This window comes from Streptomyces novaecaesareae, assembly GCF_000716875.1.
GTDB classification, from domain to species: Bacteria; Actinomycetota; Actinomycetes; order Streptomycetales; family Streptomycetaceae; genus Kitasatospora; species Kitasatospora novaecaesareae.
Genome location: NZ_JNWQ01000005.1, coordinates 18,789 through 44,128, shown reverse-complemented (window position 1 = coordinate 44,128; position 25,340 = coordinate 18,789). Strand labels below are relative to the sequence as shown.

Sequence of the window (25,340 nt, the reverse complement as noted above, 5' to 3'; positions counted from 1 at the left end):
GTTCACGGCTGGTTGCGGCGTCACAGCGGCAGGAAGACGTCGGTACCGGGGCGGTGGGTGAGGACCGCGCCGGTGTGCACTTCGTAGAACCAGGCGTGCAGGCCGAGCTGTCCCTCGTCGACCCGGCGCGCGACGCTCGGGTGGGTGCGCAGCTTCTGCAACTGGTCCAGGACGTGGCGTTGGACCGGGCCGGCCAGGTCGTGGCTCGCCGCCCGGCCCGGCGTCAGTGCGGTGCCGTCGGCGAGCCAGTCGCGCACCGCGGGCACGCCGGTGAGGTCGTCGCCCCGTACGACGGCGCCGACGGCGCCGCAGTGCGAGTGGCCGCACACCACGATGTCGGCGATCCCCAGGACCTCGACGGCGTATTCGATGGTCGCGGCTTCGGCCGACGGGACGTGCGGCCGGTACGGCGGGACGATGTTGCCTGCGGTCCGCATCTCGAAGAGGTCCCCGGGCCGGGCGCCGGTGACGGCGGAGGGGATGATGCGGGAGTCCGAGCAGGTGATGAACAGCGCCTGCGGGTTCTGACCGGCAGCCAGTCGCCCGAAGGCGTCCGAGTCCTGCGCGGCACGGCGGCGGAAGGTACGGGCGTGGTCGATGAATGCTTGCATGTCGATGCCTCGGGCCCTTCGGAAGTCGTGTCGGAATGAGACTTCGGGGTCGTGCCCGCTCGATGCGGAGGAAGGCAGCACGCAGCGCGGCGGCGGTGGCAGGGAATCACTGCCGTGGGCCGTCGTGAACCGTCGGACGTGGGGACGTCACCGTCCGGGCGTCACCGTCCGGATGTCACCGTCGGGGCGTCACCGTCTGGTTGTGGCCGTCGTCGAGGAGCATGCGGGCACGGTCGGCGACGATCAGCAGCGGAACACCTGGAGGACCGCCGCTCTGGACTGTCTGAGCGCCCCGTGCGGCGCCTCCGGGTCCCCAGCCGGAGCGGGATGGCTGACGACCGGAGCGTCGTCGAGCAGGGCCGGCAGCAACTCGGGCCGCCGCTGGGGGACTTCGACGGACCGGCTGCGCGTCGAGTACAGGCCGGGCGCGTACTTGGGGAGCGCCGCCTCCTCGACGAGCTTCGCCTCCGCGACCACCCGAGGGCAGCCGTTCTCCCGGGTGAACGCGGACACGGACTGGGACAGTGCCAGCATGCCCAACACGGCCACGAGGGCCGCGGCGACGACGCCGACCACCCGCGTGACTGAGGACATTGCCTGTTCCCTTCCCGGTCTTGATGCTTTCTTGGGACTCCCACGAATTCTGACGACCTGTCGTGGCGGTGAGTTCCGCATTCCGGTAAACACTGTGTTAACCGTCGCAGCGGACCGGCCGGCGATGTCCTGGAGGCGGCTCCGCATGCGGGCGAATGGTGAATTGTTTGCGATGCGACCTTTCCAAGAGAAGGAGGACTGGCGGCGACGGGCGGACAATCGAGCGATTCGCCGGCGGGTTTTCCGTCGAGAATGCCCGGGGAATCCGTGGCGGATTCCCCGGGCATGGGCAGCGGACGCGGCCGGGCGTCACCGTGCCGGGCCGAACCCTCCCCAGACCGAGGCGGGGCCGCCGGCCGACTGGGCGTCGACCCGGTAGCTGTCGTTCGCGGCGCTGCGCACGCCGGTGGCGTGGTTGAACTGGGCGGCGAACTCGTACTGTCCGACCTGCACCGTGCGGCCCGGCTTCAGGACCCAGCGGTAGACCAGGACGCCGCCGGACTCCTGGGCGGTGACGGTGAAGTCGTCGTTCGGCAGGGTGTGCCAGTTGCCGGTGTCCCGTACGTCGCCGGTCTGGGCGATGCGCAACTCGACCGTGAGCGAGGTGAGCGGCTGGGTGGTCTTGAGGGCCAGGTTGTTCTGGGCCCAGTAGACCGTGCTGTGCGAGTCGACCGATCCCTCCGACCAGAGCGATCCGCTCTGGGGGCGGCTGCTCGCCGAGGGGGTCGGGCGGGGGCTGGCCGGGGTGGTGGTGGCAGTGGCCGGCGCGGGTACGGGGGCCGGGGCGACGGTGCCCTGGGCAGCCGACGGCGTCGGCGAAGGGGCGGCCGTCGGGGGCGGGGTGGCCGGAGCGGTGGTGACGGTGTCCGACGGCGGTGGTGTCCCGATGATGGCGGCGACGGCGAAGCCTCCGGTCGCCAGGATGCCGGCGGTGGCGATGCTCGCGAGGGCGGCCCTGGGCCACGACCTCGTGAACGGCGATGTGCGGTGGCGGACGGGAGGGCGGGCCACGCCGCGTTCGACGCGGGCCAGGATCCGTGCGCGGTCGGGCTGATGGGCTTCGGCGGCCTCGCGCAGCCGCCAGGTGATGTCCTCGTTCACCGGTTCCTCCTTCCTGCTGTCAGTTCGCCGACCGCTTGTGCGCCGAGTGCGCGTTTCAGCTCGGCCATGCCCTTCGAGGTCTGGCTCTTCACCGTACCGACCGATATGCCCAGCGCCGCAGCGGTGTCCTTCTCCGACAGGTCGAAGGCGTGGCGCATCACCACACACGCCCGCTTGCGGAACGGCATCCTGGCGAGCGCCGTGCGGACGTCCAACACGGCGGCCGTGTCCGGGCCGTCCGTTCTCTCGGGGGCGCGGGACCAGAACAGCAGCACCCGGCGCCGCTCGCGGATCGCGCTGCGGATCCTGGCCCGGGCCATGTTGGCGACCACCCCGCGCGCGTAGGCGATCGGATTGTCAGCCGCGCGGAGCCGGTCCCAGCGTTGCCACAGGGCGATCAGGGCGTCCGCGGCGAGGTCGTCTGCCGCGTCCGTCTCGCCGGTCAGGAGGTGGGCGAGACGGGCGAGTTCGGCGTAGTGGCGTTCGAAGAAGTCGTGGAACTCCGCGGACGCGTCATCGAGGAGCATTTCCCCCGGTCGCCCTCTCCCTGCAATGTGAGCGTTAACAGGCGCGAGCCTAGCAGTGCCCGTCTCCAGGTCGGGGCGGTGGTCGCCCCGGCGGGGGGCCACCGCCGACCGACGGGCGAGCGGCGCGCTCAATGCCTGGCGAACTGGACTCGGGTCGGCTGGACGACGTCCGGTTTCACCGCGAGTCCGTCGACGGTCAGTTGCTCCCCGTAGACGTCGGTGACCCTGATCGACCCGCCGCACCCGCTGCCGTCGGGGGAGAGGAAGTAGTTGTAGTCGGTGCGGGTCAGCTGCCGCCAGCCGCCGCCGCTCTGGACCTCCAGGGCCGCCACCGGGTTCCGGTGGCCGATCACCTGGATCCCGCACCACCACTGCGAGGATCCGGCCTTGTACCGGATCGACATGGTGGCGGGTGCCGTGCCGGGGCTCAGCACCGTCCAGGTGATCGGGAGACGGCCCACCGAGAGGTCGGCGAGCTTGGCGAAGGCCTCGTGGCTGAGGTCGAGCTGCCCGGGCGCGCAGGGCAGGGGGCACTCGTTGACGATCCGCACCGTGATGCTGGCCCCGTTGGCGGCGCGGACGAGCACGGACGCCCCGCAGGCCTTGGACGTCTCGTAGTCGGTGTGGTTCATCGCCGCGATCATCATGTCGCCGGACGGGCCGAACGAGCAGGCGCCGTTGCCGTCGGCGGCGTCGTAGGAGGTCGCGACGCCCTGGTAGTTCGTCCCGGGCTTGATCCGCCCGGCGAGCGACGCCGCGGCCGGTGCGGCGCCGGCACCGGTGGTGGCGGCCGCGGGTGTCGGGGCGGCCGTGGTCGGGGTGGCGGTGGTGGCCGACGGCCGCGGCGTGGGAGTGGCCGACGGCGACGGGGTGCCGGTGGCCGAGGGCGCGGGGCTGGTGACCGACGGCGCTGCCGCCGAGGGGGTGGGATCGGCCGGGGCGCCGTCGCCGGGCGGAGCGCTCGACTCGGTGGCGGCGACGGAGGCGGCGGCCGGCTCGGCGGAGACGGCGCCGCCCCCGCTGCCCGGCAGCAGTGCGAAGGCCAGGAAGACCAGCACACCGACCGCCACCAGCGCCAACGGTATGCCCATGATCAGCCCACGCCTGCGGTTCGACTGTGGCGCCGCGTGCTTCGTTGCCTTCATTCCCGTCCGTTTCGGTAGGTCGACTTCGGTGGATCGACTCGACGTTGCGCTGACCAGTGGTCGCCGGAGCCGGAAAGGTTGCCGCTCCGGCGAAAGTTTTTTTGCGGGGCCCCGTGGGCGCCTCGCCCTCGGTGTCACCCGTCAGTTGCCGCCGCCGGCGGAAGGGTTGCCGCGTGCTGGAAAGAATTTCGGCCGGGGTGTGGGCGGTGTCCGGGAGGGCCGTGCGGGGCCGGTGCGGTGGTCGCGCAGAATGGGCGGTCGTGGAGGAGAAGGAGTCGGTCGTGGGTATCGAGAGCCGTCCGGTGACGCTGAGGGTGATCGCCGACCGACTGGGGTTGGACGTCTCCACCGTCTCCCGGGTGCTGAACGGGAGCGAGGGTGACGGACGGCGGGCCGCGTCGGGGCCGACGGCGCGTCGGGTCCGGGAACTCGCCGACGAGCTGGGCTACCGACGCAACCCCGCCGCGGTGAGCCTGCGAACCCGGCGCAGCAACCTGATCGGGGTGGTGTTCGCGCGGCTGTCCGAGGTCGTCGTCGCGACCATCTACGAGGGCATCGAGGAGGAGGCCGCCCGGCACGGGCTCGCCGCCTTCGTCACCAACACCCAGGACGATCCGGCTCGTCAGCGCGAGCGGATCGCGATGGTCCTCGGCAGGCGGGTGGACGGCGTCATCATCGGCGATGCGCACCTGGACGGCGCCGCCCTGGCGGACCCGGTGCTCCGGCGCACGCCGCACATCCTGGTCAACCGTCGTACGGAGGGCGAACTCCCGGCCGTCACCTGCGACGACTACCGGGGCGGGCGCCTGGTGGCCGAGCACCTCCTGGGGCTGGGGCACACCCGGGTCGGCTGCGTCGCGGGCGAGCCCTTCGCCAGCACCGGCACCGACCGCACGGCCGGCTTCGTCGACCGGTACGCCGAGGCGGGTCTGCCGGTGCCGGCCGAACTGGTGCGGCACTGCGCCTTCGACACCGTCGGCGGCCGGGCGGCGGCGACCGCCCTGCTGACCACCCCTCGGCGCCCCACCGCCCTGTTCGCCGTCAACGACCTGGCCGCCATCGGGGTCCTGGGCGCGGCCCGTGACCTGGGCCTGCACCCGGGGAGGGACCTCGCCCTGGCGGGTTTCAACGACACCCCGGTCGCCGCGGAGCTGCCGGTCGCGCTCACCACGGTCCGCTCGCCGATGGCGGAGCAGGGCCGGGTCGCGGTGCGGGAACTGCTGCGCCGGATCGGCGGCGAACCGCCCCGGTCCCGGCGGCTCAGGCCCGAGCTGGTGGTGCGGGCGTCCAGCGGTCGGCCTGTCGGGCCGTCACTTCTCTGAGCCTGCCCGGTTCCGGGCCCTGGTGCCCCGGCCGGGTCATGCCTATCATCCAACCCAAACGATTGGGTTGGGGAAGCCGATGGCAGCAGCAGTACCGGGCGGCGGAGTTGTGAGCGTTCACCGAGTCCGCCGCTACGTTCCGATGGTGGTGTGGAAGTGGGCCTTCTGCGCCCTGGTGCTGCTCTTCTGGGTGTTGATGTACCGGGGCATCTGGTGGCAGGGGCTGGTGGTCGACGCGGTGGTGATCGGCGGCCTCCTGGTCGCCGGCCGGCTCCCGCCGAGCGCGGGTCTGCAGGCCGTCGAGGTGCGCCCGGAGGGCCTGCGGCTGCGCTTCGCGGACGAGTTGGAGCCGGCGCTGCTCGGCTGGGCCGACATCCTGGACGTCAGCTACTCGCCAGGTCGCGTCGAGAACCAACGGATCGGCGGCGGCCGGGAGTTGACGACGCTCCATCACGCCGCGGTGGCCCTGCTGATCCGGGACCAGCCGGGGCCCCTGGTCCTCGTCCATGTGCACCGCCCCCAGCAGTTGGCGGTCTCGATCGCGACCCACGTCGCCCGGAGCCGGACTTGACGGTTGGGCAAGTGCCTGAACAAAATGCCGGTCCAGGCATCACGTGCACTCCGGCCGCGCCCGGTTCGGGCCCGCGCCGACGCGTAATATGCCCGGCATGTCCACAGTTGCCGTGATTGCGGTTGTCGCGCTCGCCCTCCTGCACGTCTACATCCTGGTCCTGGAGATGTTCCTCTGGACCACTCCCCGGGCCCGGGCTTCCTTCGGGACGACCGAGGAGTTCGCGGTCTCGACCAAGGCGCTGGCCGCCAACCAGGGCCTGTACAACGGCTTCCTGGCGGCCGGGCTCCTGTGGGGCGCGTTCGCCTCCGACCCGGTCGGCTTCCAGGTGCGGGTCTTCTTCGCGTCCTGCGTCGCCGTCGCCGGCCTGTACGGCGCCGTGACGTCCTCCCGCAAGATCCTGTTCGTGCAGACCGTGCCGGCGCTGGTCGTGCTGCTCCTGGTGCTCCTGGCTCACTGAATCCCGACCTGAATCCTGACCTGAATCCCGAACGACCGTCCACCGAGGGGTGCCTCTCCCGAGAGGCACCCCTCGGCTCTCCTCACCACCGGGTGTCAGTTCCGCCCTCCGGGCGGCTGTGATCCGACCGAGAGCCCACTGATACGGACGACCGACTTCCTTGGCGGCACCGGGGCGAATGGCCCCCGGTCACCCCGAACAGCCAAGGAGCACGTGTTGTCCACCGCTCTTGACCCGGCACCCGCGCCCGACGTGGATCGCCGTAAGAAGGCCCCGCTCCGGGGCCGCCGCCGGATCCTGACCGTCGCGAGCGTTCTGCTCGCCCTCGTGGGCGGCACGGTCGCCCAATCCGCCCCCGCGTTCGCCCAGCCCCCGACGGGTGCCTGCACCCAGACCTGCAACAACCCGCCGGGTGGCATCAGCCCGCAGGACTGGAACGCCGCGCTCGAAGCGGCGGACTTCTGGGCCAACCACCGGATCGACTGGCAAACCAACACCTGGAACCAGGGCAACAGTTATGCCTGGCTCACCCCCGCGCAGAACGCGGGGTGGCCCGGCCAGGCAACCGGCAACCGGTGGTTCGGATACTACGAAACCAACCAGCCGAACCAGCACGTTCAGTTCATCTACTACGGCGGCAGGTTCGACGACCGGGACGGGCTCCTCTCGTGGCGCCTGCCCACGAACCCGGTGAAGGGGGCGGGCAGGTTCCCCTGCTCAGCGGCGATCACCCTGGTCGGCCTCTCTCCCGCGCGGATCCGGAACCAGTCTGCATCGGGGCCCGTCCTGCCACGTTCCTGCCAGGTTACGGACACATGGCAGGGCGGGCGCGGTGTGGGAACACCGCGCCCGCCCTCTCGCCGCCGGCTGGGTCAGGAACCGGCTCGGCGCTTGTTGTAGACGTCGAAGCCCACGGCTGCGAGCAGCACCAGGCCCTTGATCACCTGCTGGTAGTCGGTGCCGACACCGACCAGCGACATGCCGTTGTTCAGCACGCCGAGCACCAGGCCGCCGATGATCGCGCCCATCACGGTGCCCACGCCGCCGCTGGCGGAGGCGCCGCCGATGAAGGCGGCGGCGATGGCCTCCAGCTCGAAGTTGATGCCGGCCTGCGGGGTGCCGGCGTTGAGCCGCGCGGCGAAGACCAGCCCGGCCAGCGCCGCGAGGACGCCCATGTTGGTGAAGGCGAGGAAGACGACCCGCTTGCTCTTCACCCCGGACAGCTTGGCCGCCGGCTCGTTGCCGCCGATGGCGTAGGTGTGCCGCCCGATGATCGAGTTGCGCATCAGGTAGCCGAAGCCGACCAGCAGTGCGCCGAGGATCAGCAGCACGATCGGCACGCCGTGGTAGCTGGCCAGCAGCAGGGTGAAGGCGACCACGGCCGCGGTGATCACGGCGAGCTTGGTCAGGAACAGCCCGAGGGGGAGCACCTCAAGCCCGTACGAGGCGGTCTGCCGCCGGCCGCGCAGCTCCTGGAGGATCGCGACGGCCAGCACCGCGAGGCCCAGCAGCAGGGTGAGGTTGTGGTAGTTGGTGTGCGGTCCGACCTCGGGGAGGAAGCCGCTGCTGATGCTCTGGAAGCCCTTGGGGAACGGCGCCACCGACTGGCCCTGGAGCAGGATCTGGGTGCCGCCGCGGAACAGCAGCATGCCCGCCAGGGTGACGATGAAGGACGGGATCCCGAGGTAGGCGATCCAGAAGCCCTGCCAGGCGCCGGCGAGGGCGCCGATCACCAGCGCGGCGATCAGCGCCACGGGCCACGGCAGTTGGTGCTTGACCATCATCACCGCGGCGGCGGCCCCGACGAAGGCGGCCAGCGAGCCGACCGAGAGGTCGATGTGCCCGGCGATGATGACGATCATCATCCCGATCGCCAGGATGAGGATGTAGCCGTTCTGCTGGATCAGGTTGGTGATGTTGAGCGGCTGGAGCAGGATGCCGTCAGTCCAGATCTGGAACAGCAGCACGATCAGCGCGAGGGCGACCAGCATGCCGTACTGGCGCACGTTGCCGCGCAGCGCGCGGGCCAGTACGCCGCCGAGGGAGGGGCTTGGACCGGCCTGCGGTGCCTTCGGGGACGAATCCGGGATGATCTCGGTCGGGGCCATGCCTCACACCTGCTCGTTGCTGGATGCGGTGCTCATGGTCATGAGCCGCATAAGGGATTCCTGGGTGGCGTCGGCACGGGCCACCTCGCCGGTGATCCGGCTTTCGGCCATGGTGTAGATCCGGTCGCACAGGCCCAGGAGTTCGGGGAGTTCGGACGAGATGACGAGCACGGCCTTGCCCTGGGCGGCCAGCTCGGCGATCACCGTGTAGATCTCCGCCTTCGCGCCGATGTCGATGCCGCGGGTGGGCTCGTCGAGGATCAGCACCTCCGGCCCGGCGAAGATCCACTTGCTGAGGACGACCTTCTGCTGGTTGCCGCCGCTGAGCGTGCCGGTCCGGGTGAACACCGTCGGGGCCTTGATGTTCATGGTGTGCCGGAACGATTCGGCGACCTTGGCCTCCTCGTGCCGGTTGACCCGGCCGTAGCTGGCGACCTTGCCGAGCGCGCTCAGCGAGATGTTCCGGCTGATGTCGTCGATGAGGTTGAGGCCGAGCTGCTTGCGGTCCTCGGTGACGTACGCGATGCCGTGCCCGATCGCCTCGGGCACCGTCCGGGTACGGATCTCCTGGCCGTGCAGCCGTACCCGGCCGGCGGCCCACCGCCCGTACGAGCGGCCGAAGACGCTCATCGCCAGTTCGGTGCGGCCGGCGCCCATCAGGCCGGCGATGCCGACGATCTCACCGCGCCGCACGTTCAGCGAGGCGCCGTCCACGACCATGCGCTGCTGGTCGATCGGGTGCCGGACGCTCCAGTCCTCGACCTCGAAGGCGACCTCCCCGATGTCCGGGGTGCGCTCGGGGTAGCGGTGCTCCAGGTCGCGGCCGACCATGCCGCGGATGATCCGGTCCTCGGAGATGCCCTCGGGGCCGATCGCGATGGTCTCGATGGTCTGCCCGTCGCGCAGGATGGTCACGGAGTCCGCGACCCGGGCGATCTCGTTCAGCTTGTGCGAGATGATGATGCAGGAGATGCCCTGCGCCTTGAGTTCGAGGATCAGGTCGAGCAGCTTGCGGCTGTCCTCGTCGTTCAGCGCTGCGGTCGGCTCGTCCAGGATGAGCAGCTTGACCTTCTTGGCCAGCGCCTTGGCGATCTCGACCAGCTGCTGCTTGCCCACGCCGAGGTCGGCGATCCGGGTGTGCGGGCTCTCGTCGAGGCCGACCTGGCGGAGCAGTTCGGCGGCGTGGGTGAGCGTCCGGTGCCAGCTGATGATGCCGCGGGAGGCGTGCTCGTTACCGAGGAAGACGTTCTCGGCGATGGACAGGTACGGCACCAGCGCCAGTTCCTGGTGGATGATCACGATGCCGCGCTGCTCGCTCGCCCGGATGTCCTTGAAGCGGCAGGGCTCGCCCTCGAAGAGGATCTCGCCCTCGTAGGCGCCGTGCGGGTAGACGCCGCTGAGCACCTTCATCAGGGTGGACTTGCCGGCGCCGTTCTCGCCGCAGATGGCGTGCACCTCGCCGGCACCGACGGTCAGGTTGACCTCGGAGAGCGCCTTGACGCCGGGGAACGACTTGCTGATCGACCGCATTTCGAGAACGGGTCCAGCCATGGGTGTGCGTCCGTATCGTTCGGGGCGGTGCGGTGGGGGAGGGGGCCCCGGGCTCCGGGGAGCCCGGGTTCCGCACCGCCGGTTTCGGCAGGGGCCCGGTGACGGGCCCGTGGGCTACTTGAGCTGGTCCGCGGTGTACTGACCGCTGTCGACCAGGACCTTCTGGTAGTTGTCCTTGTCGACACTGACCGGCTGGAGCAGCTGCGCCGGGACGGTCTTCACACCGTTGTTGTACTGGGTGGTGTCGTTGACCTCGGGCTTGCCGCCGGTCAGCAGCGCGTCGCCCATCTGGACGGCGGCCTTGGCCAGCTGGCGGGTGTCCTTGTAGACGGTCTGGGTCTGCTCGCCCGCGATGATCGACTTCACCGAGGCCAGCTCGCCGTCCTGGCCCGTGACGATGGGCAGCGACTTGGCGGTGCCGTAGCCGACGCCCTTGAGCGAGGACAGGATGCCGATCGAGATGCCGTCGTACGGCGAGAGCACGGCGTCGACGTGGGCGGAGGTGTAGGCCTTGCTCAGCAGGTTGTCCATCCGGGACTGGGCGACACCGCCGTCCCAGCGCAGCGTGGCGACCTGGTTGAACTCGGTCTGGCCGCTCTGCACGACCAGCTTCTTCTGGTCGATGTACGGCTTGAGGACGCTCATCGCGCCGTTGAAGAAGAAGGTGGCGTTGTTGTCGTCCGGCGAACCGGCGAACAGCTCGATGTTGAAGGGCCCCTTGCCGTCGGCGAGGCCGAGCTTGTCGACGATGTAGCTGCCCTGGAGGACACCGACCTTCTGGTTGTCGAAGGTCGCGTAGTAGTCGACGTTCGCCGTGCCACGGATCAGCCGGTCATAGGAGATCACCGGGATGTGGGCGTCGGCGGCCTTCTGCAGCACGTTGGTGAGGGAGGAGCCGTCGATGGCGGCGATCACCAGCAGCTTGGCGCCCTTGGTGATCATGTTCTCCACCTGGGAGACCTGGTTCTCCACCACGTTGTCGCCGTACTGCAGGTCGGTCTTGTAGCCCTTGGACTGGAACTCCTTGACCATGTTGTTGCCGTCGTTGATCCAGCGTTCCGACGACTTGGTCGGCATCGCGATGCCGACCAGGCCACCCTTGGCGTCGCCCTTGGCGGGGCCGTCACCGGCTCCGTTGGAGCTCTGGCCGCAGGCCGCCAGCGAGAGCACCAGGCCAGCGGCGACCAGGCCCGCCGAAATCTTCCGCACAGTTCCTCCAGTGATGTTCCGCGACCGGGCACAGCGCGCCCCTGATGGGCGACTGGGAGCGGTCGAGCGGGGCCGGCCGGAGCGGTCCCTCGCGCTGTGGAACGTCGGGGCGGCGATGGCTCTGGCCTGGCGTGTAATGAAGTGTTAACGCTAACAACGGCGGCGTCAAGAGGCCTTGGATCACCGTTGGATAGCGGTTCGCCGTCGGCCGGACCGGCCGGACACGCTCCACCGGAACGGCGGGCCCCGCCGGAATTCGCCGCGTGAGAGTTCGGTGAATCATCGGTGAACAACTGGTTGCGGTACGGCCTCAGGACCTCCTCGCCACGCGCCTGGCGCGCAGGCGGTCGGCCGTGACGGCCGGGCCCGGGATGCAGCCGAGCACGATGGGGAGGTCGGCTCGTCCAGGATCAGGATCAGGGCCAGGACCAGGACCAGGGCCAGGATCAGGATCAGGATCAGGGCCCGCGGCCGGTTGCCCCAGGCCTCGGCGATCTCGATCATCTGCCGCAGCGGGACGGGCGGCCGCTCCACCGGTCGGTCGACGTCGACGCCCCCGATGCCGATCTCCGCCGGCAGGGCGTGGGCCTCGTGCCGGGTGCCGGCGCGGTCGAACAGGGCCCGGCGCAGCGCCCCCCGCGCGGGAGCCGCCGGCGCCCTGTTTGCTGCAGCCGGCGGCCGGGGCGAGGACGGTGACGGCGACCGCGGCCGACGCCGTGCGGCAGGTTCTGGAACGCCGACGGAGGAGTGCGCGCACGGTTGTTCCACTCGGTCACTGCCGGTGGGGTGGGGGCGCAGCCGAAAGGGGGCGACAGGGGTGTGCGGTGGGCCCGGAGGCGACGGGGTGCATCGAGGTTTGAGTGTGAGCGCTCACATGGCGACCGTCAACAGGCCTGGCGCTGAGTCTTGTTGACGTACCGCCAGGCCGCGGAAGCGAGTGGGCCGGCGGGTCGGTGGGATCTGTCGAAGGTCTTGACGGAGCGCGGTCGAAAGGAGCACTGTCGCGACTGTTAGCGCTCACATCACCCCCTGGCCGCGCTCAAGGATGAGCAGGGAGACACCATGAGTGACAACAGAAGGACGATCCGCGGAAGCGGTGCGCTGCGCCGCCTCGCCCGAGCCGGGGCGGCCCTCGCCGTCCTGGTCGGCGCACTGGCCGGTGCCGCCGCGACGAGCGGCGTGGCACAGGCGGCCGCGCAGGGGCCGTGCGACATCTACGCCGCGGGCGGGACGCCCTGCGTGGCTGCGCACAGCACCACCCGCGCGCTGTACGCCGGTTACGGCGGGCCGCTCTACCAGGTCACGCGCACGTCGGACAAGGCGGTACGGGACATCGGCGCCCTGGGCGCGGGCGGCTACGCCGACGCCGCCGCGCAGGACGCGTTCTGCGCCGGCACCACCTGCGTCATCAGCGTGATCTACGACCAGAGCGGGCGGCGCAACCACCTCACCCAGGCGCCCGGCGGCGGGGCCGCGCCCGGCCCGGACGACCTCGCCGTCGCGACCCTCGCGCCCACCACGCTCAACGGTCACAAGGCGTACGGCGTCTACGTGGCGCCCGGCACCGGGTACCGCAACAACCACACCTCGGGCATCGCGACCGGCGACCAGCCCGAGGGGATGTACGCGATCCTCGACGGCACGCACTCCAACGGCGGTTGCTGCTTCGACTACGGCAACGCCGAGACGAGCAGCAACGACACCGGCAACGGTCACATGGAGGCGATCTACTTCGGCAACATCAAGGTCTGGGGCTACGGCAGCGGCCCGGGCCCCTGGGTGATGGCCGACCTGGAGAACGGCCTGTTCTCCGGGGCCAACACGGGCTACAACGCCAACGACCCGACGGTCGACCACCGCTTCCTGACCGCCATGGTCAAGGGCGCGCCGAACCAGTGGGCGATCCGCGCCGGCGACGCCCGGTCCGGCGGCCTGTCGACGTTCTACTCGGGGCCGCGCCCGAACGCCTCCGGCTACAACCCGATGCACAAGGAGGGCGCGATCATCCTCGGCATCGGCGGCGACAACAGCAAGGGCGCCCGGGGCACCTTCTACGAAGGCGTGATGACCAGCGGCTACCCCTCGGACGCCACCGAGAACGCCGTCCAGGCCAACGTGGTGGCCGCCGGCTACACCGAGGCCCCCGTCGTTGCCACCGGGGCGCTGCGCGGGGCGGGTTCGGGCAAGTGCCTGGACGTGCCGAACGCCTCCAGCACGGCCGGGGTGCAGGCGCAGATCTACAGCTGCAACGGAGGAGCCAACCAGGCCTGGACCCGCACCGCCGACGGCCGGCTCACCGTGAACCTCTCCGGCACCACGCTGTGCCTGGACGCGTACGCGGGCGGAACCGCCGACGGCACCAAGGTGGTGACCTGGCCCTGCAACGGCGGTGCCAACCAGCAGTGGCAGTTCAACGGTGACGGCAGCGTCGTGGGCGTCCAGTCCGGCCGGTGCCTGGACGTCGCCGGGGCGGCGGTCGCGAACGGCACGCCCGTCCAGCTGTGGAACTGCTGGGGCGGCGACAACCAGCGGTGGGCACGCGGCTGACGACCCTCCCGGCCGGGCCCCGGCTCCGCACCGAGCGGAGCCGGGGCCCGATCGCTTCCGCCAGGCTGCGGGGCCCGGTTGCTTCGGCCAGGCTGCGGGCCCGGCCGCTTCCGCCCGGCTGCGGCGTCCGGGCGGGCACGCGATTCCGCGGTCCCGGCCTTCGAATGGTGTGACCCGGCCGCGAAGCGGGAAGGCGTCGGAGGTGTCGGAGGCGTCGAGATCACGTACATGCCCGCGGCGCCCGATCCGGCCCTTTTTGGTGGTTGGGGCGAAGCCGTGAGCGCTCACTCGCCGCAATGGCCACATGTGGGTGGCCCGACCGGCTGGTATGAAGAGAGCCGCCCGATGGACCGAGGGTGACGAATTGGCCTGGACCTGGTCGCGTACTGTGGTCACAGCCGAGGAGGGGACTGCTAGTGGGAACCGAGAGTGCCGGGACGGAACAGCGCCAGCCCGTGATGGCGGACGTGGCGAAACTGGCCGGTGTGTCCCACCAGACGGTGTCCCGGGTGCTCAACGGCGCCCCGCACGTCCGGCCGGACACCCGGGACCGCGTGCTGGCCGCCATCCGGGAGCTGGACTACCGGCCCAACTCCGCCGCCCGCGCCCTGGTCACCCGTCGCTCGCAGACCCTCGGCGTGGTCAGCTTCGACTCGACGCTCTACGGGCCCGCGTCGATGCTGGACGGCATCGAGCAGGCCGCGCGCAGCGCTGGGTACTTCGTCAGCGTGACCAGTCTGCGCTCGCTGGACGGCCGTTCGGTCCAGGAGGCCGTCGACCGGCTGCGCGACCAGGGGGTGGAGGGCGTCGTGGTGATCGCGCCGCAGACCTCCACCGTCAGCGCGGTGGCCCGGCTCTCCAGCTCGGTGCCGGTCGTCGCGGTCGGATCGGGCAACCAGACGCAGGTGCCCATGGTGTCGGTGGGCAACCGCTTCGGGGCCGGAGAGGCCACCGGGCACCTGCTCGACCTGGGCCACCGCACCGTGCACCACGTGGCGGGACCGGCCAACTGGCTGGAGAGCCAGGACCGCGAGGAGGGGTGGCGCCTCACGCTGCAGGCGGCCGGCGCCCCCGTGCCGGAGGTGCAGCGCGGCGACTGGAGCGCCCGGTCCGGCTACCAGGCGGGGCTGCGGATCATCGAACTGCGCGATGTCACCGCCGTCTTCTGCGCCAACGACCACATGGCCCTCGGCCTGCTGCGCGCCCTGCACGAGGCCGGGCGGGCGGTCCCGGACGAGATCAGCGTGGTCGGCTTCGACGACATCCCGGAGGCCGCCTACTTCACCCCGCCGCTGACCACCGTGCGGCAGGACTTCGGCGAACTCGGCAGACGGGCCCTTGAGATGCTCGTCGGGGAGCTGGAGAGCTCCGCGCCCTCCCCGGGGCATGTGCAGATCACCCCGGAGCTGGTGCTGCGGCGCAGTGTGGGCCCCGCCATGCGGCGCTGAGGCCCTCCGGCCGCCACTGACCGTCCCGGTCGGCTCCAGCGCCCTGATCACCCGTTTTTGTTGAATCAGGCCGCGAAACCTCCCTTGACAGGGAGATTGTTAGCGTTAACAATTCACATGAGCGTTAACAAGAACGACATCAACGCCCCCACTCTCCGTCGGCCGGGCCCACTGCGCCCGCTTCCGTGCGTCCGGCCGACGGACATGCGTTCCGCCCTCCAGAGGGAGAGGTAGCGGAACGAAGCCTGTCGCCGGTGCCTTCCGCCCTGCCCCGGTCGAGGATCGCACCGGCGACAGGCGCCAACACCGCCCTCCCGTACGAAGGATGACGAAGTGACCGTGATCCCCGCCGCCGACGACGCGGACCGCTACGTCGTCGGCATCGACTTCGGCACCCTTTCCGGCCGCGCCGTGGTGGTCCGGGTACAGGACGGCGAGGAGGTTGGAACCGCCGTCCACGAGTACCCGCACGCCGTCATCGAGCGCGAACTGCCCGGCACCGGCCGGCCGCTCCCGCCCGACTGGGCGCTGCAGCACCCCGGGGACTGGCGCGAGGTGCTGCGCACCGCCGTCCCGGCCGCGATCGCCGCCGCCGGCGTCGACCCGGCCCACGTCATCGGGATCGCCACCGACTTCACGGCCTGCACCGTCCTGCCGGTACTCGCCGACGGCACCCCGCTCGCCGAGACGCCCGCGTGGGAGACCCGCCCGCACGCCTGGCCCAAGCTCTGGAAGCACCACGCCGCCCAGGGCCAGGCAGACCGGATCAACGCCCTGGCCCACGCCCGCGGCGAGAAGTGGATCTCCCGCTACGGCGGCCGGATCTCCGCCGAGTGGCAGTACGCCAAGGCCCTCCAGGTCCTGGAGGAGGACTCGGCCGTCTACGCCGCGACCGCCCGCTGGATCGAGGCCGCCGACTGGATCGTCTGGCAGCTCACCGGCGCCGAGAGCCGCAACACCTGCACGGCCGGCTACAAGGGCATCCACCAGGACGGGAGCTACCCGAGCGAGGACTACCTCGCCGCGCTCCACCCGGACTTCGCCGACTTCGCCCGCACCCGCCTCGAACACCCGCTCTCCACGCTCGGCTCCCGGGTGGGCTCGCTCACCGCGCAGGCCGCCGAGTGGACCGGCCTGCCGGAGGGCATCGCGGTCGCGGCCGGCAACGTCGACGCCCACGTCGCCGCCCCGGCCGCCCGCGCCGTCGACAACGGCCGGCTCCTCGCCATCATGGGTACGTCCACCTGTCACGTCGTCAACGGCGAGACGCTCGCCGACGTCCCCGGCATCTGCGGCGTGGTCCAGGACGGCATCGTCGCCGGCTCCTACGGCTACGAGGCCGGCCAGAGCGCCGTCGGCGACATCTTCGCCTGGTGGCTGCGCCAGGGCGTGCCCGCCGACTACCTGGCCGAGGCCGAGGCCAACGGCGAGGACCTGCACCGGCTGCTCACCCGCAAGGCGGCCGCCCAACCCGTCGGCGCGCACGGCCTGGTGGCCCTCGACTGGATGAACGGCAACCGCTCCACCCTGGTCGACCACCACCTGTCCGGCGTGATCGTCGGACTCACCCTGGCCACCCGCCCCGAGGAGATCTACCGGGCTCTGCTGGAGGCCACCGCCTTCGGCACCCGGGTCATCGTCGAGGCCCTGGAGCAGGGCGGGGTCCCCGTCACCGAGTTCATCGTCACCGGCGGCCTCAAGAAGAACGCCCTGCTGATGCAGATCTACGCCGACGTGCTGCGCCGCCCGGTCTCGGTGGCCGAGTCGGAGCAGGGCCCGGCGCTCGGCTCGGCGATCCACGCCGCCGTCGCCGCCGGGGCGTACCCGGACGTACGGACCGCGGCCGACGCCATGGGCCGGGTGCAGGAGGGCGTCTACCAGCCGGACCCGGCCGCCGCCGACGTGTACGACCGGCTCTTCGCCGAATACCGTGCCCTGCACGACCACTTCGGCCTCGGCGCCGACAAGCTCCTGCACCGCCTGCGCGACATCCGGAACGCCGCCCTCACCACCCCGAGCGAGGCATTGTGAACGCGACCATCGACCTCATCCGCCGCCAGGTCAGCGACCTGCACCAGGAGCTGGTCCGCTACAACCTGGTGGTCTGGACCGCCGGCAACGTATCGGCCCGCGTCCCCGGCGAGGACCTGCTCGTGATCAAGCCCAGCGGCGTCTCCTACGACGAGCTGGCGCCGCACAACATGATCGTCTGCGACCTGGACGGGAACGTCGTCGAGGGCGACCACGCACCCTCCTCCGACACCGCCGCGCACGCCTACGTCTACCGTCACCTGCCCGAGGTCGGCGGAGTGGTCCACACCCACTCCACCTACGCCTGCGCCTGGGCGGCCCGCGGCGAGGCGGTCCCCTGCGTGCTCACCGCGATGGCCGACGAGTTCGGCGCCGAGATCCCGGTCGGCCCCTTCGCCCTGATCGGCGACGACTCGATCGGCCGGGGCATCGTGGACACCCTCAAGGGCCACCGCTCGCCCGCCGTCCTGATGCAGAACCACGGTGTGTTCACCATCGGCAAGGACGCCAAGGCAGCGGTCAAGGCCGCCGTGATGTGCGAGGACGTCGCCCGCACCGTCCACCTCTCCCGCCAGCTCGGCGAGCCCCTGCCGATCGCCCAGGCGGACATCGACAGCCTCAACTTCCGCTACCAGAACGTCTACGGCCAGCCCCAGGGCCGGTGAAGGAGCCACCCCCATGAAGAAGCCCCTGGAGGGCCGCCAGGTCTGGTTCCTGACCGGAAGTCAGGGACTGTACGGCGAGGACACCCTGCGCCAGGTCGCGGAGCAGTCCCAGCGGATCGCCGAAGAGCTGAACCGCGACCTCCTCCTGCCGGTCGAGATCGTCTGGAAGCCCGTCCTCACCGACGCCGCCGCGATCCGCCGGGTCTGCCTGGAGGCCAACTCCGCGGACGACTGCATCGGCCTGATCGCCTGGATGCACACCTTCTCCCCGGCGAAGATGTGGATCGCCGGCCTGGATGCCCTGCAGAAGCCGCTGCTCCACCTGCACACCCAGGCCAATGTCGAACTGCCCTGGCACTCCATCGACATGGACTTCATGAACCTGAACCAGGCCGCCCACGGCGACCGCGAGTTCGGCTACATCCAGTCCCGCCTCGGCGTGCCGCGCAAGACCGTCGCCGGACACGTCACCGACCCCGCCGTGTCCTCCAGGATCGCCGCCTGGGCCCGCGCCGCCGCCGGCCGCGCCGAACTCCGCAGCCTCAAGCTCGCCCGCTTCGGCGACAACATGCGCGACGTCGCCGTCACCGAGGGCGACAAGGTCGAGGCCCAGCTGCGCTTCGGCGTCTCCGTCAACACCTACGGCGTCAACGACCTCGTCGCCGCCGTGGACGCGACGGAGGACGGCCGACACCGGCCTCGCGCGGCCGCCCGTACGGCAGTTGACCGACCCGGACCCGCACGTCCGGCGGGCGGCGGCGGCGAACCCGCTGCTCCCCCTCGACCTGGTCGGGTCGCTGGTGGACGCCCGCGAGTCGGCCGGCCCCGAGTCCGTCGAGGGCGCGGCCGCCAACCCGGCGCTGTCCGCGGAACGCCTCCACGCGCTGCTCGACCGCAGCGGGGTTCCGTCCGGCCGTCAGTAGTCGGGCAGGTCGAAGACGGTGGCGGCGCGGAAGGCCTCCTCCAGCTCCGGGCCCGGCCGGTCGAAGTCCGGGACGCCCGCGGGGGCGGTGGTCGCGGCGTCGCCCTCCGGGGTCGCGGTGGTGCCCGCCGGGGCCGCGGGCGCCGGGCCGGGGCCGTCGCCGGAGTAGAGGTCGGCGGTGAGGTCGAGGATGGCCTGGTTGGCCGCCACGTGGTCGCGCAGCCGCCGCTCGTAGGCGGGGAAGGCGGTCCGGTGGTCGCCGTCGGCCGCGTGCAGTTCGCCGGCCAGGACGTAGGCGGCGGTCAGGGCCACGCTGGTGCCCTGGCCGGTGAGCGGGGAGCAGCAGTACCCGGCGTCGCCGAGCAGGGCGACCCGGTCGTTGGACCAGCGCTCCATCCGGATCTGGGCGACGACGTCGTAGTGGAAGGCGTCCGTGTCCCACATGCCCCGCAGGAAGCGCGGCACCTCCCAGCCCAGGTGGGCGCAGCGCTCGGCGATCAGCCGGCGCTGCTCGGTGCGGTCGCGGGGCAGCATGCGGTCGAGCGGTTCGTCGCTGCGGAAGGAGACGAAGACGCGCAGCTCGGTGTTGTCGCGGGCGGTCATCGCCAGGCAGTTCCGGTCGGTGGTCCCGCCGGGCTGGTGGATGACCTCCCAGCGGTCCAGGCCGAGGTGGTTGGGGACGCTCCAGCCTGCGACATAGGTGCCGACGGAGTGCAGGTAGTCGGCTTCGGGGCCGAAGACGAGGCGGCGGGTGTTCGAGTGCAGGCCGTCGGCGCCGACGACGAGGTCGAAGGACTGCTCGGTGCCGCTGCGGAACCGGACCTGCACGCCGTCCCCGTACTGGACGAGGGTGTCGATCGCGTCCTCGAAGCGGTACTCGATGCCGGGCCCGGCCGCCCCCGCGACCAGCTCGGCGAGTTCGTCGCGCAGGATCTCCACGTCGGGGCCGCCGACGGGGCCGCCGGTGGCCGTCCACTCGGTGGTGCGGCCCAGCTCGCGGCCGTCCGCGTCGACCAGGGACATCCCGCGCAGACCGGTCCGGCGGGCCCGGACCTCCTCCAGCAGGCCCATCCGCTCGACGACCCCCAGGGCGTTGCCCCGGATGTCCACCGCCTGACCGCCGCCGCGCAGCGACGGGGCGCGCTCGACCACGGTGACCCGGAAGCCGTAGCGCTCCAGCCAGTAGGCGAGGGCGGTGCCGGCGATCCCGGCGCCGGAGACCAGGACCGAGGTCGTGCGCGAGCGGCTGGGCGTCGTCGACGTGTTCGGCGCTGTCGAGGTGTTCGCCATGGTGGACCTCCCGTGAATCGGTGATACGGCCGTGCTGCCGTGTTGCCGTGTCCAGCCTCGGTCGAGGCACCTTCGGGGCACGGACAGCCCGCTGACACCACTGACAGCTCACCGGCAGGACACTGACACACCGCCGACGCGGCTCACCCCGCCCGCCCGCTCACTGGCCCCGGCCCCGAAGGCGCTGCCAGAGCCGGCGGGCGGGGCCGGGGGCGGGCGGCTCTTCCCGGGGAGCTCAGCCGGTGGCGGTGAGGTGTTCCGCCAGGGCGGTGGGGCTCGGCATCGTCGCGATCTCGGCGCTGACCTCGCGGGCGGTGCGGGCCAGGGTGGTGTCGGTGAGCAGGCGGTCGAGCAGGGCCGGGCCGATGGACTCGGCGGTGGCGCTGAGGCCGGCTCCGCGGTCGCGGACCGCGTGGGCGTTGATGTGGCGGTCGGAGCCGTCGGGCAGGGCGAGTTGGGGGATGCCGGCGTCGAGGGCGGCGAGGGCGGTGCCGCTGCCGCCGTGGTGGATGGCGGCCGTGCAGGTGTCGAGCAGTGCGCGCCAGGGCACCCAGCCGTAGGGGTGGACGTTGGCGGGCAGGGTGCCGAGCGTGGCGAGGTCGAGTTCGCCGGTCGCCAGGACGAAGTCGGCGTCGAGGTCGGCGGCGGCCGCGATCACCCGTTCGATCCTGGTCAGGCCGTCGGTCTTGGGCGGTACGGTGCCCAGGGTGACGGCCACCCGCGGGCGGTGGGCGGGTGCGGCGAGGGGTTCGGGGAGCTCGCCCTCACCGTTGTAGGCGACGGGCCGCAGTGTGCGGCCGTACGGCTCTCCCCCGGCCATGCTCGGCGGCGCGAGGTCGATGGTGTCGGCCGGTTCGGGCAGCGGGTCGAGGCCGTGCCGGGCGAAGGCTTCGGCCATCTCCGTGAGCATCAGCGAGCGCAGCCCGGAGGTGCGGACGAAGCCCAGGTCGTGCTGGACGGCCGGCACGCCGAGGCGGGCCGCCGCGAGCAGGGCCGCCGGGAACAGGTACTCGTACACCACCAGGTCCGGCCGCCAGCGTGCGGCGAGTTCGACGGCGGCGTCGGCCACCGCGGCGTTGACGTGGGCGGCCAGCGGGACGAAGGCCTCGCGGTCGGCGGCGTTGGTCTCGACGACCCGTCGCATCAGGTCGGGCCGTCGGGTGCGGCCGGCCTCCCTGATCTCCCGGCGCCAGTCGACGCCGGGGGCGAGCGGCAGGTACGGCAGTCCGGACGCGGCGACCGCCTCGCCGCCGTCCATCGAGGCCACCGCGACCTCGTGGCCGAGTCCGCGGATCGCCCGGGCGAGCGGGACGAGCGGGAAGAGATGGCCGACGCCGGGCGCGCCGGCGAACAGTACACGCATCGAGGAACCTCAGCGGGAGGGAGAAGGAGGGCGGGGTCAGCCGGCGGCCCGGTGCAGGGCGGCTTCCAGGCCGTTCAGCACGGCGTTGCAGTCGCGCTGCAGGGTGGCGGCGTCGACGGCGCTCAGCAGGTAGACGCCGAGCCAGTTGCGCGACCCGGCGTTGGGGTCGAAGGCGGGCACGGGCTGTCCGGCCGGCATGGCGAAGGCGGGAACGGCCTCGATGGTGCTGCCCGGGGACAGCAGGCTCTGCCAGTCCACGGCCTGCGGGGCCCAGACCGGCCTGGTGCGCCAGGGCACGCCGAAGGCGTCGGCGGGGACGACGGCCACCGACGCGGCGGCCCGCAGGCCGTCGGTGAGCATGGCCTCGGGGTAGTCGACCCGCTCGCCCAGCAGTTGCCGGACCAGCATGCCGATCGGGTCGATGCCGAACACCTCGTGGACCTGCCGGGTCGTCAGCAGGCCGCCGAAGCGGGCCGCGGTCTCGATGACCACCAGCTCGCCGTCCTTCATCAGCTTGAGCTCGGTGTGGGTGCCGCAGTTCTCCAGGCCGAGCGCGTCGACGGCCTGCCGCGAGACCTCCTCGATCCGGCGTTGCAGCGGTACGGCCATGACGGAGGGCGAGGTGCTGGCCACCTCGACGAAGGACGGTACGGTCGGCAGCTTGGCGGTGATGGCCAGCGGGCGGTAGACGCCGTTCGCGACGATGCCCTCCACGCTCACGTAGTCGCCGTAGCCGGGCTCCTGGTACCAGCCCTCGGTGGAGCCCTGGGCGATCTCCTCGACCAGCCGGTCCCGGTCGGTGTCGGCGGCGTAGAGCTCGTTCATGCCGACCCGGCTGCCGGCCTGGAGCCCGCGTTCGATCTCGGCCCACGCCGGGGCGGCGTCCGCGGCCGAGTCGAGCACGATCTGGGCGACCGATCCGGCGCCCCAGGCCGGCTTGAGCAGCAGCGGGGGCGTGAACGCGGCCAGCGCGGCGTCCAGGTCCGCGAGGCTGTCGACCCGGCGGAACCCGGGGATCGGCACTCCGGCGGCGGCCCACGCCTCCCGCATCAGCCGCTTGTCCCTGGCCCGGACGATCCCCTCGCCGGGCCCGGCCAGGCCGAGCCGGCGTGCGGCGTGCGCGACGGCCAGCACCGCGAACTCCGAGAGCGTCAGCACCGCGTCGGCGCCGATGGCCCGCGCGTACGCGGTGATCAGCGCGACGAGTTCCTCGCCGCGCGGCGCGTCCGGCACCAGCTCGATGCTGGTGCAGCTGGGCCGCCAGGCGTCCTGGGCGGTCGTGGGCAGCGGGGCCAGTGCGAGGACGTGCAGTTCCCCGCAGGCGGCGATCCGCGGGAAGGCGTACTCCAGCGGGGCGCCGCCCTTGACGTAGACGTACAGAATCTTGTTCAACGTGCTTTCTCCTGACGGAAGTTCGCTCGGCCGGTGGACGGCCGCGGCGCCCGCGGACGGTGCGACCGGGGTCAGCGGGCGCCGCTGCACCCGGGTCAGCGGGCGGCGGTGCGGAAGGGGCGCAGCTGCAGCAGGTCGACCCGGTCGCCCTCGATCGCCCACTCGATGTCGACCGGGGCGGCGTAGCCCTCGTCGGGCGAGAAGTGGGACTGGAGCAGCCTGCTGATCAGGGCCAGTCGGCCCACCAGGTCCTTGGTCGCGGGGTCCAGGTCGGCGCCGGCGGTGCCCAGCGAGACCGTGCGGCTGCCGCCCTCCATGGTGTTGCACAGGTACTGGAGCGGGGCGCCCTGGCCGGAGACGACCTCGGTCACCGAGCGCGGTGAGATGTTGAGGTAGACGTTGCGGAAGTCCTGCGGGCTCAGCGGGTTGCAGGTGACCAGGACGCCGCCGACGGTGGCGCCGACCTGCTCCTGGACGATGACGCCCATGCCGCAGCGGTCGAGGGGGATGCCCGCCTGCTGCCGCAGCAGGACGGCGCGCGGTGAGAGCAGCGAGGCCCAGACCTCCCGGACCGCGTCGGTGACCGCGTCCGTGCCGCTGACGTTCGCCACCGATTCGTAGAGTCCGGCGGCGGAGAAGCCGGGCAGGTCCTCGGCGTTGGAGGAGCTGCGGACGACCAGGACGGGTGCGCCGTACAGGTGCCGGTCGAGTGCCCGGCCGATCTCGGTGCGGACCGGGCCGGGCAGCGGGGCGGTGCGGATCAACTGCTGCGCCTCGCGGCAGAGTTCGCCCACCTGCGCGGCCGCGGCCGTCCCCGAAGTGCCCGTAGTCCCCGAGGTGCCCGAGGTCCCCGAAGTACCGTTCAGGAGTGCGGAGTCGAGCCGGTCGAGGACGTCCCGGAGCTCCGCCGAGGAGTCCAGGAAGCGCTGCTGGAGCGAGAACGGCAGCACGATCCCGCGCGGCACCTGGGCGTGCTCCTTCACCAACCGCAGTGCGGCGGCGTCCAGTTCTGCCTCGTCCGGGTGCTCCGCGTGCTCCGGGAGGCCGAGTTGCCGGGCCAGGTAGCGCAGCAGGTTGTCCCGGGGCGGGCGGGGGACGCGGTAGAAGCCGAGCCAGCGGGGTGAGCCGTGCTGGAGGAGGTGGGTGAGTTCGCCGAGGTTGGCGGCCTTGGTGCCGAAGCGGACGTGGTCGCCCGCGCGCAGTTCGGACAGCGCGGTGATCGGGGTGGGCGTGAGGTCGGGCCGGTCCACGGTGACGCGTTCGGCCGGCAGCGTCGACCCGGCCCCCTCGGGGCGCGGCTGCGCGGCTTCGAGGTGGAGGTCGGAGCCATCGGCGTCGACCCGGTAGCGGACCCATCGCCCGGCCAGTCCGGCCTGTTCGATCCGCTCGACGGCACCGGTGCCGACGGCGTTGGGGATCCGCCACCCGGCGGCCATCACGTTGATGTGGGAGAGCGGGGTGGTGTGCTCGGTGTGGATGATGCCCGACACCCGGGGGACGTCCTCGGGCACCCGGGGCATCACCACGATGTCGTGCCACTCCAGCGGTTCGGGGTCGGCCCGGTACTCCGCCTCCGAGCGGAACACCCGCAGCCTCCCGTGCGCTTCACCGGCGTTCAGGGGCACGAAGGAGGCGGTGGAGTACAGCTCGTGGGACAGGACGCGCGGGATCTCGCTCTCCGGGATCCCGGCGACGTAGGCCTCCTGCCGGTGGTTGGCCGGCTTGAGGAGCAGCGGCAGCGACGGGTCGATGTGGTCGCGCACCCGGTGGTAGAAGGAGCGCAGCATGTCCTGGGACATGGTGTCGACGTCGACGGTTTCCAGCGACAGGAAGGCGTCGGCTTCCTGGCCTTCCCCGGCGACCTGCCGGGTGTGCAGGGCGAGGGTGCCGAGATAGAACCGGCGGTCGGGATTCCGGTAGACGTCGTCATTGAACGAATCGAGCCCACGGGCCAGTTCGTCTAGGGACATGCCGAGTATCTCGCACGCGATGTAGCGGACGTGGAGGGTGCCGTCGGCACTGTCGATGAAGTGGAGCTCCGACTCGGCACGGTCGAGCACGATCTTCACATAGGGATAGCCGCCGACGTTGCCGGCGAGCCGGGAGAACTCCTGGGTGGTGAGCTTTTCGCCTGTCGGGCGGGTCCGCGTGGTCGCTTCGTTGCGATCCGGACGGGTCATGCGCACAGTTCAGCCATTCGTCATCGTGTACACGATCGGTGTGCACCAGGTCAGAAGGTGGTACGGCTGCACACACACTGCCATCAAATCCGAACTTCTGACGAATAGTCATGTGACATCTGGCCACCATGGAATGTTTCAGCCATGTGAAATGAGGCACCTTGGCGATCAAAACCGATCACATATCGCCAAAATGTTGATTTCTGTACGATCTCCCGGCCGGTCATGCTCTCGGGCCATGCCATCGGGACGGGCACCGCCGGCGCTGATACGCGACAGGACATTCGGCAGGGGCGGGAAGTC

Annotated in this window: 22 protein-coding genes and 1 pseudogene; 10 read left to right on the top strand and 13 right to left on the bottom strand. The window is 71.5% G+C overall.

Features of this window, described 5'->3' with window-relative positions; translation table 11 throughout:
* Positions 1 to 20 precede the first annotated feature (20 nt).
* From OP86_RS03130 to OP86_RS03110, 5 genes are all read right to left on the bottom strand, one after another.
* Complete coding sequence (locus OP86_RS03130; protein WP_033330794.1) at positions 21 to 611, bottom strand: carbonic anhydrase; 591 nt, start codon at positions 609 to 611, stop codon at positions 21 to 23.
* A gap of 243 nt (positions 612 to 854) precedes the next feature.
* On the bottom strand, positions 855 to 1,205 hold the full coding sequence (locus tag OP86_RS03125; RefSeq protein ID WP_030058533.1) for a hypothetical protein: 351 nt from the start codon (positions 1,203 to 1,205) through the stop codon (positions 855 to 857).
* A gap of 309 nt (positions 1,206 to 1,514) precedes the next feature.
* Complete coding sequence (locus OP86_RS03120) at positions 1,515 to 2,306, bottom strand: hypothetical protein (protein ID WP_030058534.1); 792 nt, start codon at positions 2,304 to 2,306, stop codon at positions 1,515 to 1,517.
* Entirely contained in the window at positions 2,303 to 2,833 is a 531-nt protein-coding gene (locus OP86_RS03115) for a SigE family RNA polymerase sigma factor (RefSeq protein WP_030058535.1), read from the bottom strand. Before OP86_RS03115 ends, OP86_RS03120 begins: the two co-directional genes overlap by 4 nt.
* Before the next feature lie 128 nt (positions 2,834 to 2,961).
* A complete protein-coding gene (locus OP86_RS03110; RefSeq protein WP_030058536.1) occupies positions 2,962 to 3,978 on the bottom strand; it encodes an expansin EXLX1 family cellulose-binding protein in 1,017 nt (338 codons plus the stop codon).
* Between the two features lie 281 nt (positions 3,979 to 4,259).
* Between OP86_RS03110 and OP86_RS03105 the strand changes: the two genes are divergently transcribed.
* The 4 genes from OP86_RS03105 to OP86_RS35520 all read left to right on the top strand — a co-directional run bounded on the left by OP86_RS03105 (position 4,260) and on the right by OP86_RS35520 (position 7,231).
* The gene (locus OP86_RS03105; protein WP_030058537.1) at positions 4,260 to 5,300 is read left to right on the top strand and encodes a LacI family DNA-binding transcriptional regulator; all 1,041 of its coding nucleotides are present in this window, start codon (positions 4,260 to 4,262) and stop codon (positions 5,298 to 5,300) included.
* A gap of 109 nt (positions 5,301 to 5,409) precedes the next feature.
* A complete protein-coding gene (locus OP86_RS03100; protein ID WP_157849652.1) occupies positions 5,410 to 5,871 on the top strand; it encodes a hypothetical protein in 462 nt (153 codons plus the stop codon).
* 97 nt (positions 5,872 to 5,968) lie between these two features.
* On the top strand, positions 5,969 to 6,331 hold the full coding sequence (locus OP86_RS03095) for a DUF1304 domain-containing protein (protein WP_030058539.1): 363 nt from the start codon (positions 5,969 to 5,971) through the stop codon (positions 6,329 to 6,331).
* A gap of 216 nt (positions 6,332 to 6,547) precedes the next feature.
* Entirely contained in the window at positions 6,548 to 7,231 is a 684-nt protein-coding gene (locus OP86_RS35520) for a hypothetical protein (protein ID WP_157849651.1), read from the top strand.
* Here the strand turns inward: OP86_RS35520 and mmsB are convergent.
* The 4 genes from mmsB to OP86_RS37345 form a co-directional block, all read right to left on the bottom strand.
* Positions 7,204 to 8,439, bottom strand: a complete 1,236-nt coding sequence (gene mmsB / locus OP86_RS03085; RefSeq protein WP_030058541.1) for a multiple monosaccharide ABC transporter permease — start codon at positions 8,437 to 8,439, stop codon at positions 7,204 to 7,206. The genes OP86_RS35520 and mmsB overlap by 28 nt on opposite strands.
* A gap of 3 nt (positions 8,440 to 8,442) precedes the next feature.
* A complete protein-coding gene (gene mmsA / locus OP86_RS03080) occupies positions 8,443 to 9,990 on the bottom strand; it encodes a multiple monosaccharide ABC transporter ATP-binding protein (RefSeq protein WP_030058542.1) in 1,548 nt (515 codons plus the stop codon).
* A 114-nt stretch (positions 9,991 to 10,104) separates the two neighbouring features.
* The gene (gene chvE / locus OP86_RS03075; RefSeq protein WP_030058543.1) at positions 10,105 to 11,199 is read right to left on the bottom strand and encodes a multiple monosaccharide ABC transporter substrate-binding protein; all 1,095 of its coding nucleotides are present in this window, start codon (positions 11,197 to 11,199) and stop codon (positions 10,105 to 10,107) included.
* Between the two features lie 279 nt (positions 11,200 to 11,478).
* Positions 11,479 to 11,703, bottom strand: coding sequence for a hypothetical protein (locus OP86_RS37345; protein WP_209440332.1), 225 nt, complete (start codon positions 11,701 to 11,703; stop codon positions 11,479 to 11,481).
* Between the two features lie 558 nt (positions 11,704 to 12,261).
* On the opposite strand from OP86_RS37345, the gene OP86_RS03070 reads away from it, so the two are divergent.
* The 6 genes and pseudogenes from OP86_RS03070 (at position 12,262) to OP86_RS03040 (ending at position 18,813) form a co-directional block, all read left to right on the top strand.
* Positions 12,262 to 13,746 carry an arabinofuranosidase catalytic domain-containing protein gene (locus OP86_RS03070; RefSeq protein ID WP_078653550.1) on the top strand — a complete coding sequence of 495 codons (1,485 nt, stop codon included), beginning with the start codon at positions 12,262 to 12,264 and terminating at the stop codon, positions 13,744 to 13,746.
* Positions 13,747 to 14,162: 416 nt separating this feature from the next.
* The gene (locus OP86_RS03065) at positions 14,163 to 15,194 is read left to right on the top strand and encodes a LacI family DNA-binding transcriptional regulator (protein ID WP_030058546.1); all 1,032 of its coding nucleotides are present in this window, start codon (positions 14,163 to 14,165) and stop codon (positions 15,192 to 15,194) included.
* A 333-nt stretch (positions 15,195 to 15,527) separates the two neighbouring features.
* Entirely contained in the window at positions 15,528 to 17,225 is a 1,698-nt protein-coding gene (locus tag OP86_RS03060) for a ribulokinase (protein WP_051829612.1), read from the top strand.
* On the top strand, positions 17,222 to 17,890 hold the full coding sequence (locus OP86_RS03055; RefSeq protein WP_030058548.1) for an L-ribulose-5-phosphate 4-epimerase: 669 nt from the start codon (positions 17,222 to 17,224) through the stop codon (positions 17,888 to 17,890). The genes OP86_RS03060 and OP86_RS03055 overlap by 4 nt, the downstream gene beginning before the upstream one ends.
* A 13-nt stretch (positions 17,891 to 17,903) precedes the next feature.
* Positions 17,904 to 18,575 (top strand): annotated as a pseudogene (locus OP86_RS34505) (L-arabinose isomerase family protein); the annotation flags it as partial.
* A 37-nt stretch (positions 18,576 to 18,612) separates the two neighbouring features.
* Complete coding sequence (locus tag OP86_RS03040) at positions 18,613 to 18,813, top strand: hypothetical protein (RefSeq protein WP_030058551.1); 201 nt, start codon at positions 18,613 to 18,615, stop codon at positions 18,811 to 18,813.
* Here the strand turns inward: OP86_RS03040 and OP86_RS03035 are convergent.
* The 4 genes from OP86_RS03035 to OP86_RS03020 all read right to left on the bottom strand — a co-directional run bounded on the left by OP86_RS03035 (position 18,807) and on the right by OP86_RS03020 (position 25,037).
* Positions 18,807 to 20,102 carry an FAD-dependent monooxygenase gene (locus OP86_RS03035; RefSeq protein ID WP_051829611.1) on the bottom strand — a complete coding sequence of 432 codons (1,296 nt, stop codon included), beginning with the start codon at positions 20,100 to 20,102 and terminating at the stop codon, positions 18,807 to 18,809. The genes OP86_RS03040 and OP86_RS03035 overlap by 7 nt on opposite strands.
* Before the next feature lie 235 nt (positions 20,103 to 20,337).
* Complete coding sequence (locus OP86_RS03030) at positions 20,338 to 21,465, bottom strand: glycosyltransferase (RefSeq protein ID WP_030058553.1); 1,128 nt, start codon at positions 21,463 to 21,465, stop codon at positions 20,338 to 20,340.
* Positions 21,466 to 21,501: 36 nt separating this feature from the next.
* Positions 21,502 to 22,857 (bottom strand): ATP-grasp domain-containing protein, encoded by a 1,356-nt coding sequence (locus OP86_RS03025; protein ID WP_030058554.1) that lies wholly within the window; start codon positions 22,855 to 22,857, stop codon positions 21,502 to 21,504.
* A 95-nt stretch (positions 22,858 to 22,952) separates the two neighbouring features.
* Positions 22,953 to 25,037 carry a PEP/pyruvate-binding domain-containing protein gene (locus OP86_RS03020; RefSeq protein WP_030058555.1) on the bottom strand — a complete coding sequence of 695 codons (2,085 nt, stop codon included), beginning with the start codon at positions 25,035 to 25,037 and terminating at the stop codon, positions 22,953 to 22,955.
* Positions 25,038 to 25,340: the final 303 nt, after the last annotated feature.

Coding starts and splice junctions, on each gene's coding strand:
- OP86_RS03115 (WP_030058535.1), bottom strand. CDS start 2,833: ATGCTCCTCGATGACGCGTCCGCGGAGTTCCACGACTTCTTCGAACGC.
- OP86_RS03070 (WP_078653550.1), top strand. CDS start 12,262: ATGAGTGACAACAGAAGGACGATCCGCGGAAGCGGTGCGCTGCGCCGC.
- OP86_RS03035 (WP_051829611.1), bottom strand. CDS start 20,102: ATGGCGAACACCTCGACAGCGCCGAACACGTCGACGACGCCCAGCCGC.
- OP86_RS03020 (WP_030058555.1), bottom strand. CDS start 25,037: ATGACCCGTCCGGATCGCAACGAAGCGACCACGCGGACCCGCCCGACA.
- mmsB (WP_030058541.1), bottom strand. CDS start 8,439: ATGGCCCCGACCGAGATCATCCCGGATTCGTCCCCGAAGGCACCGCAG.
- OP86_RS03110 (WP_030058536.1), bottom strand. CDS start 3,978: ATGAAGGCAACGAAGCACGCGGCGCCACAGTCGAACCGCAGGCGTGGG.
- OP86_RS03125 (WP_030058533.1), bottom strand. CDS start 1,205: ATGTCCTCAGTCACGCGGGTGGTCGGCGTCGTCGCCGCGGCCCTCGTG.
- OP86_RS37345 (WP_209440332.1), bottom strand. CDS start 11,703: ATGATCGAGATCGCCGAGGCCTGGGGCAACCGGCCGCGGGCCCTGATC.
- mmsA (WP_030058542.1), bottom strand. CDS start 9,990: ATGGCTGGACCCGTTCTCGAAATGCGGTCGATCAGCAAGTCGTTCCCC.
- OP86_RS03130 (WP_033330794.1), bottom strand. CDS start 611: ATGCAAGCATTCATCGACCACGCCCGTACCTTCCGCCGCCGTGCCGCG.
- OP86_RS03095 (WP_030058539.1), top strand. CDS start 5,969: ATGTCCACAGTTGCCGTGATTGCGGTTGTCGCGCTCGCCCTCCTGCAC.
- OP86_RS03030 (WP_030058553.1), bottom strand. CDS start 21,465: ATGCGTGTACTGTTCGCCGGCGCGCCCGGCGTCGGCCATCTCTTCCCG.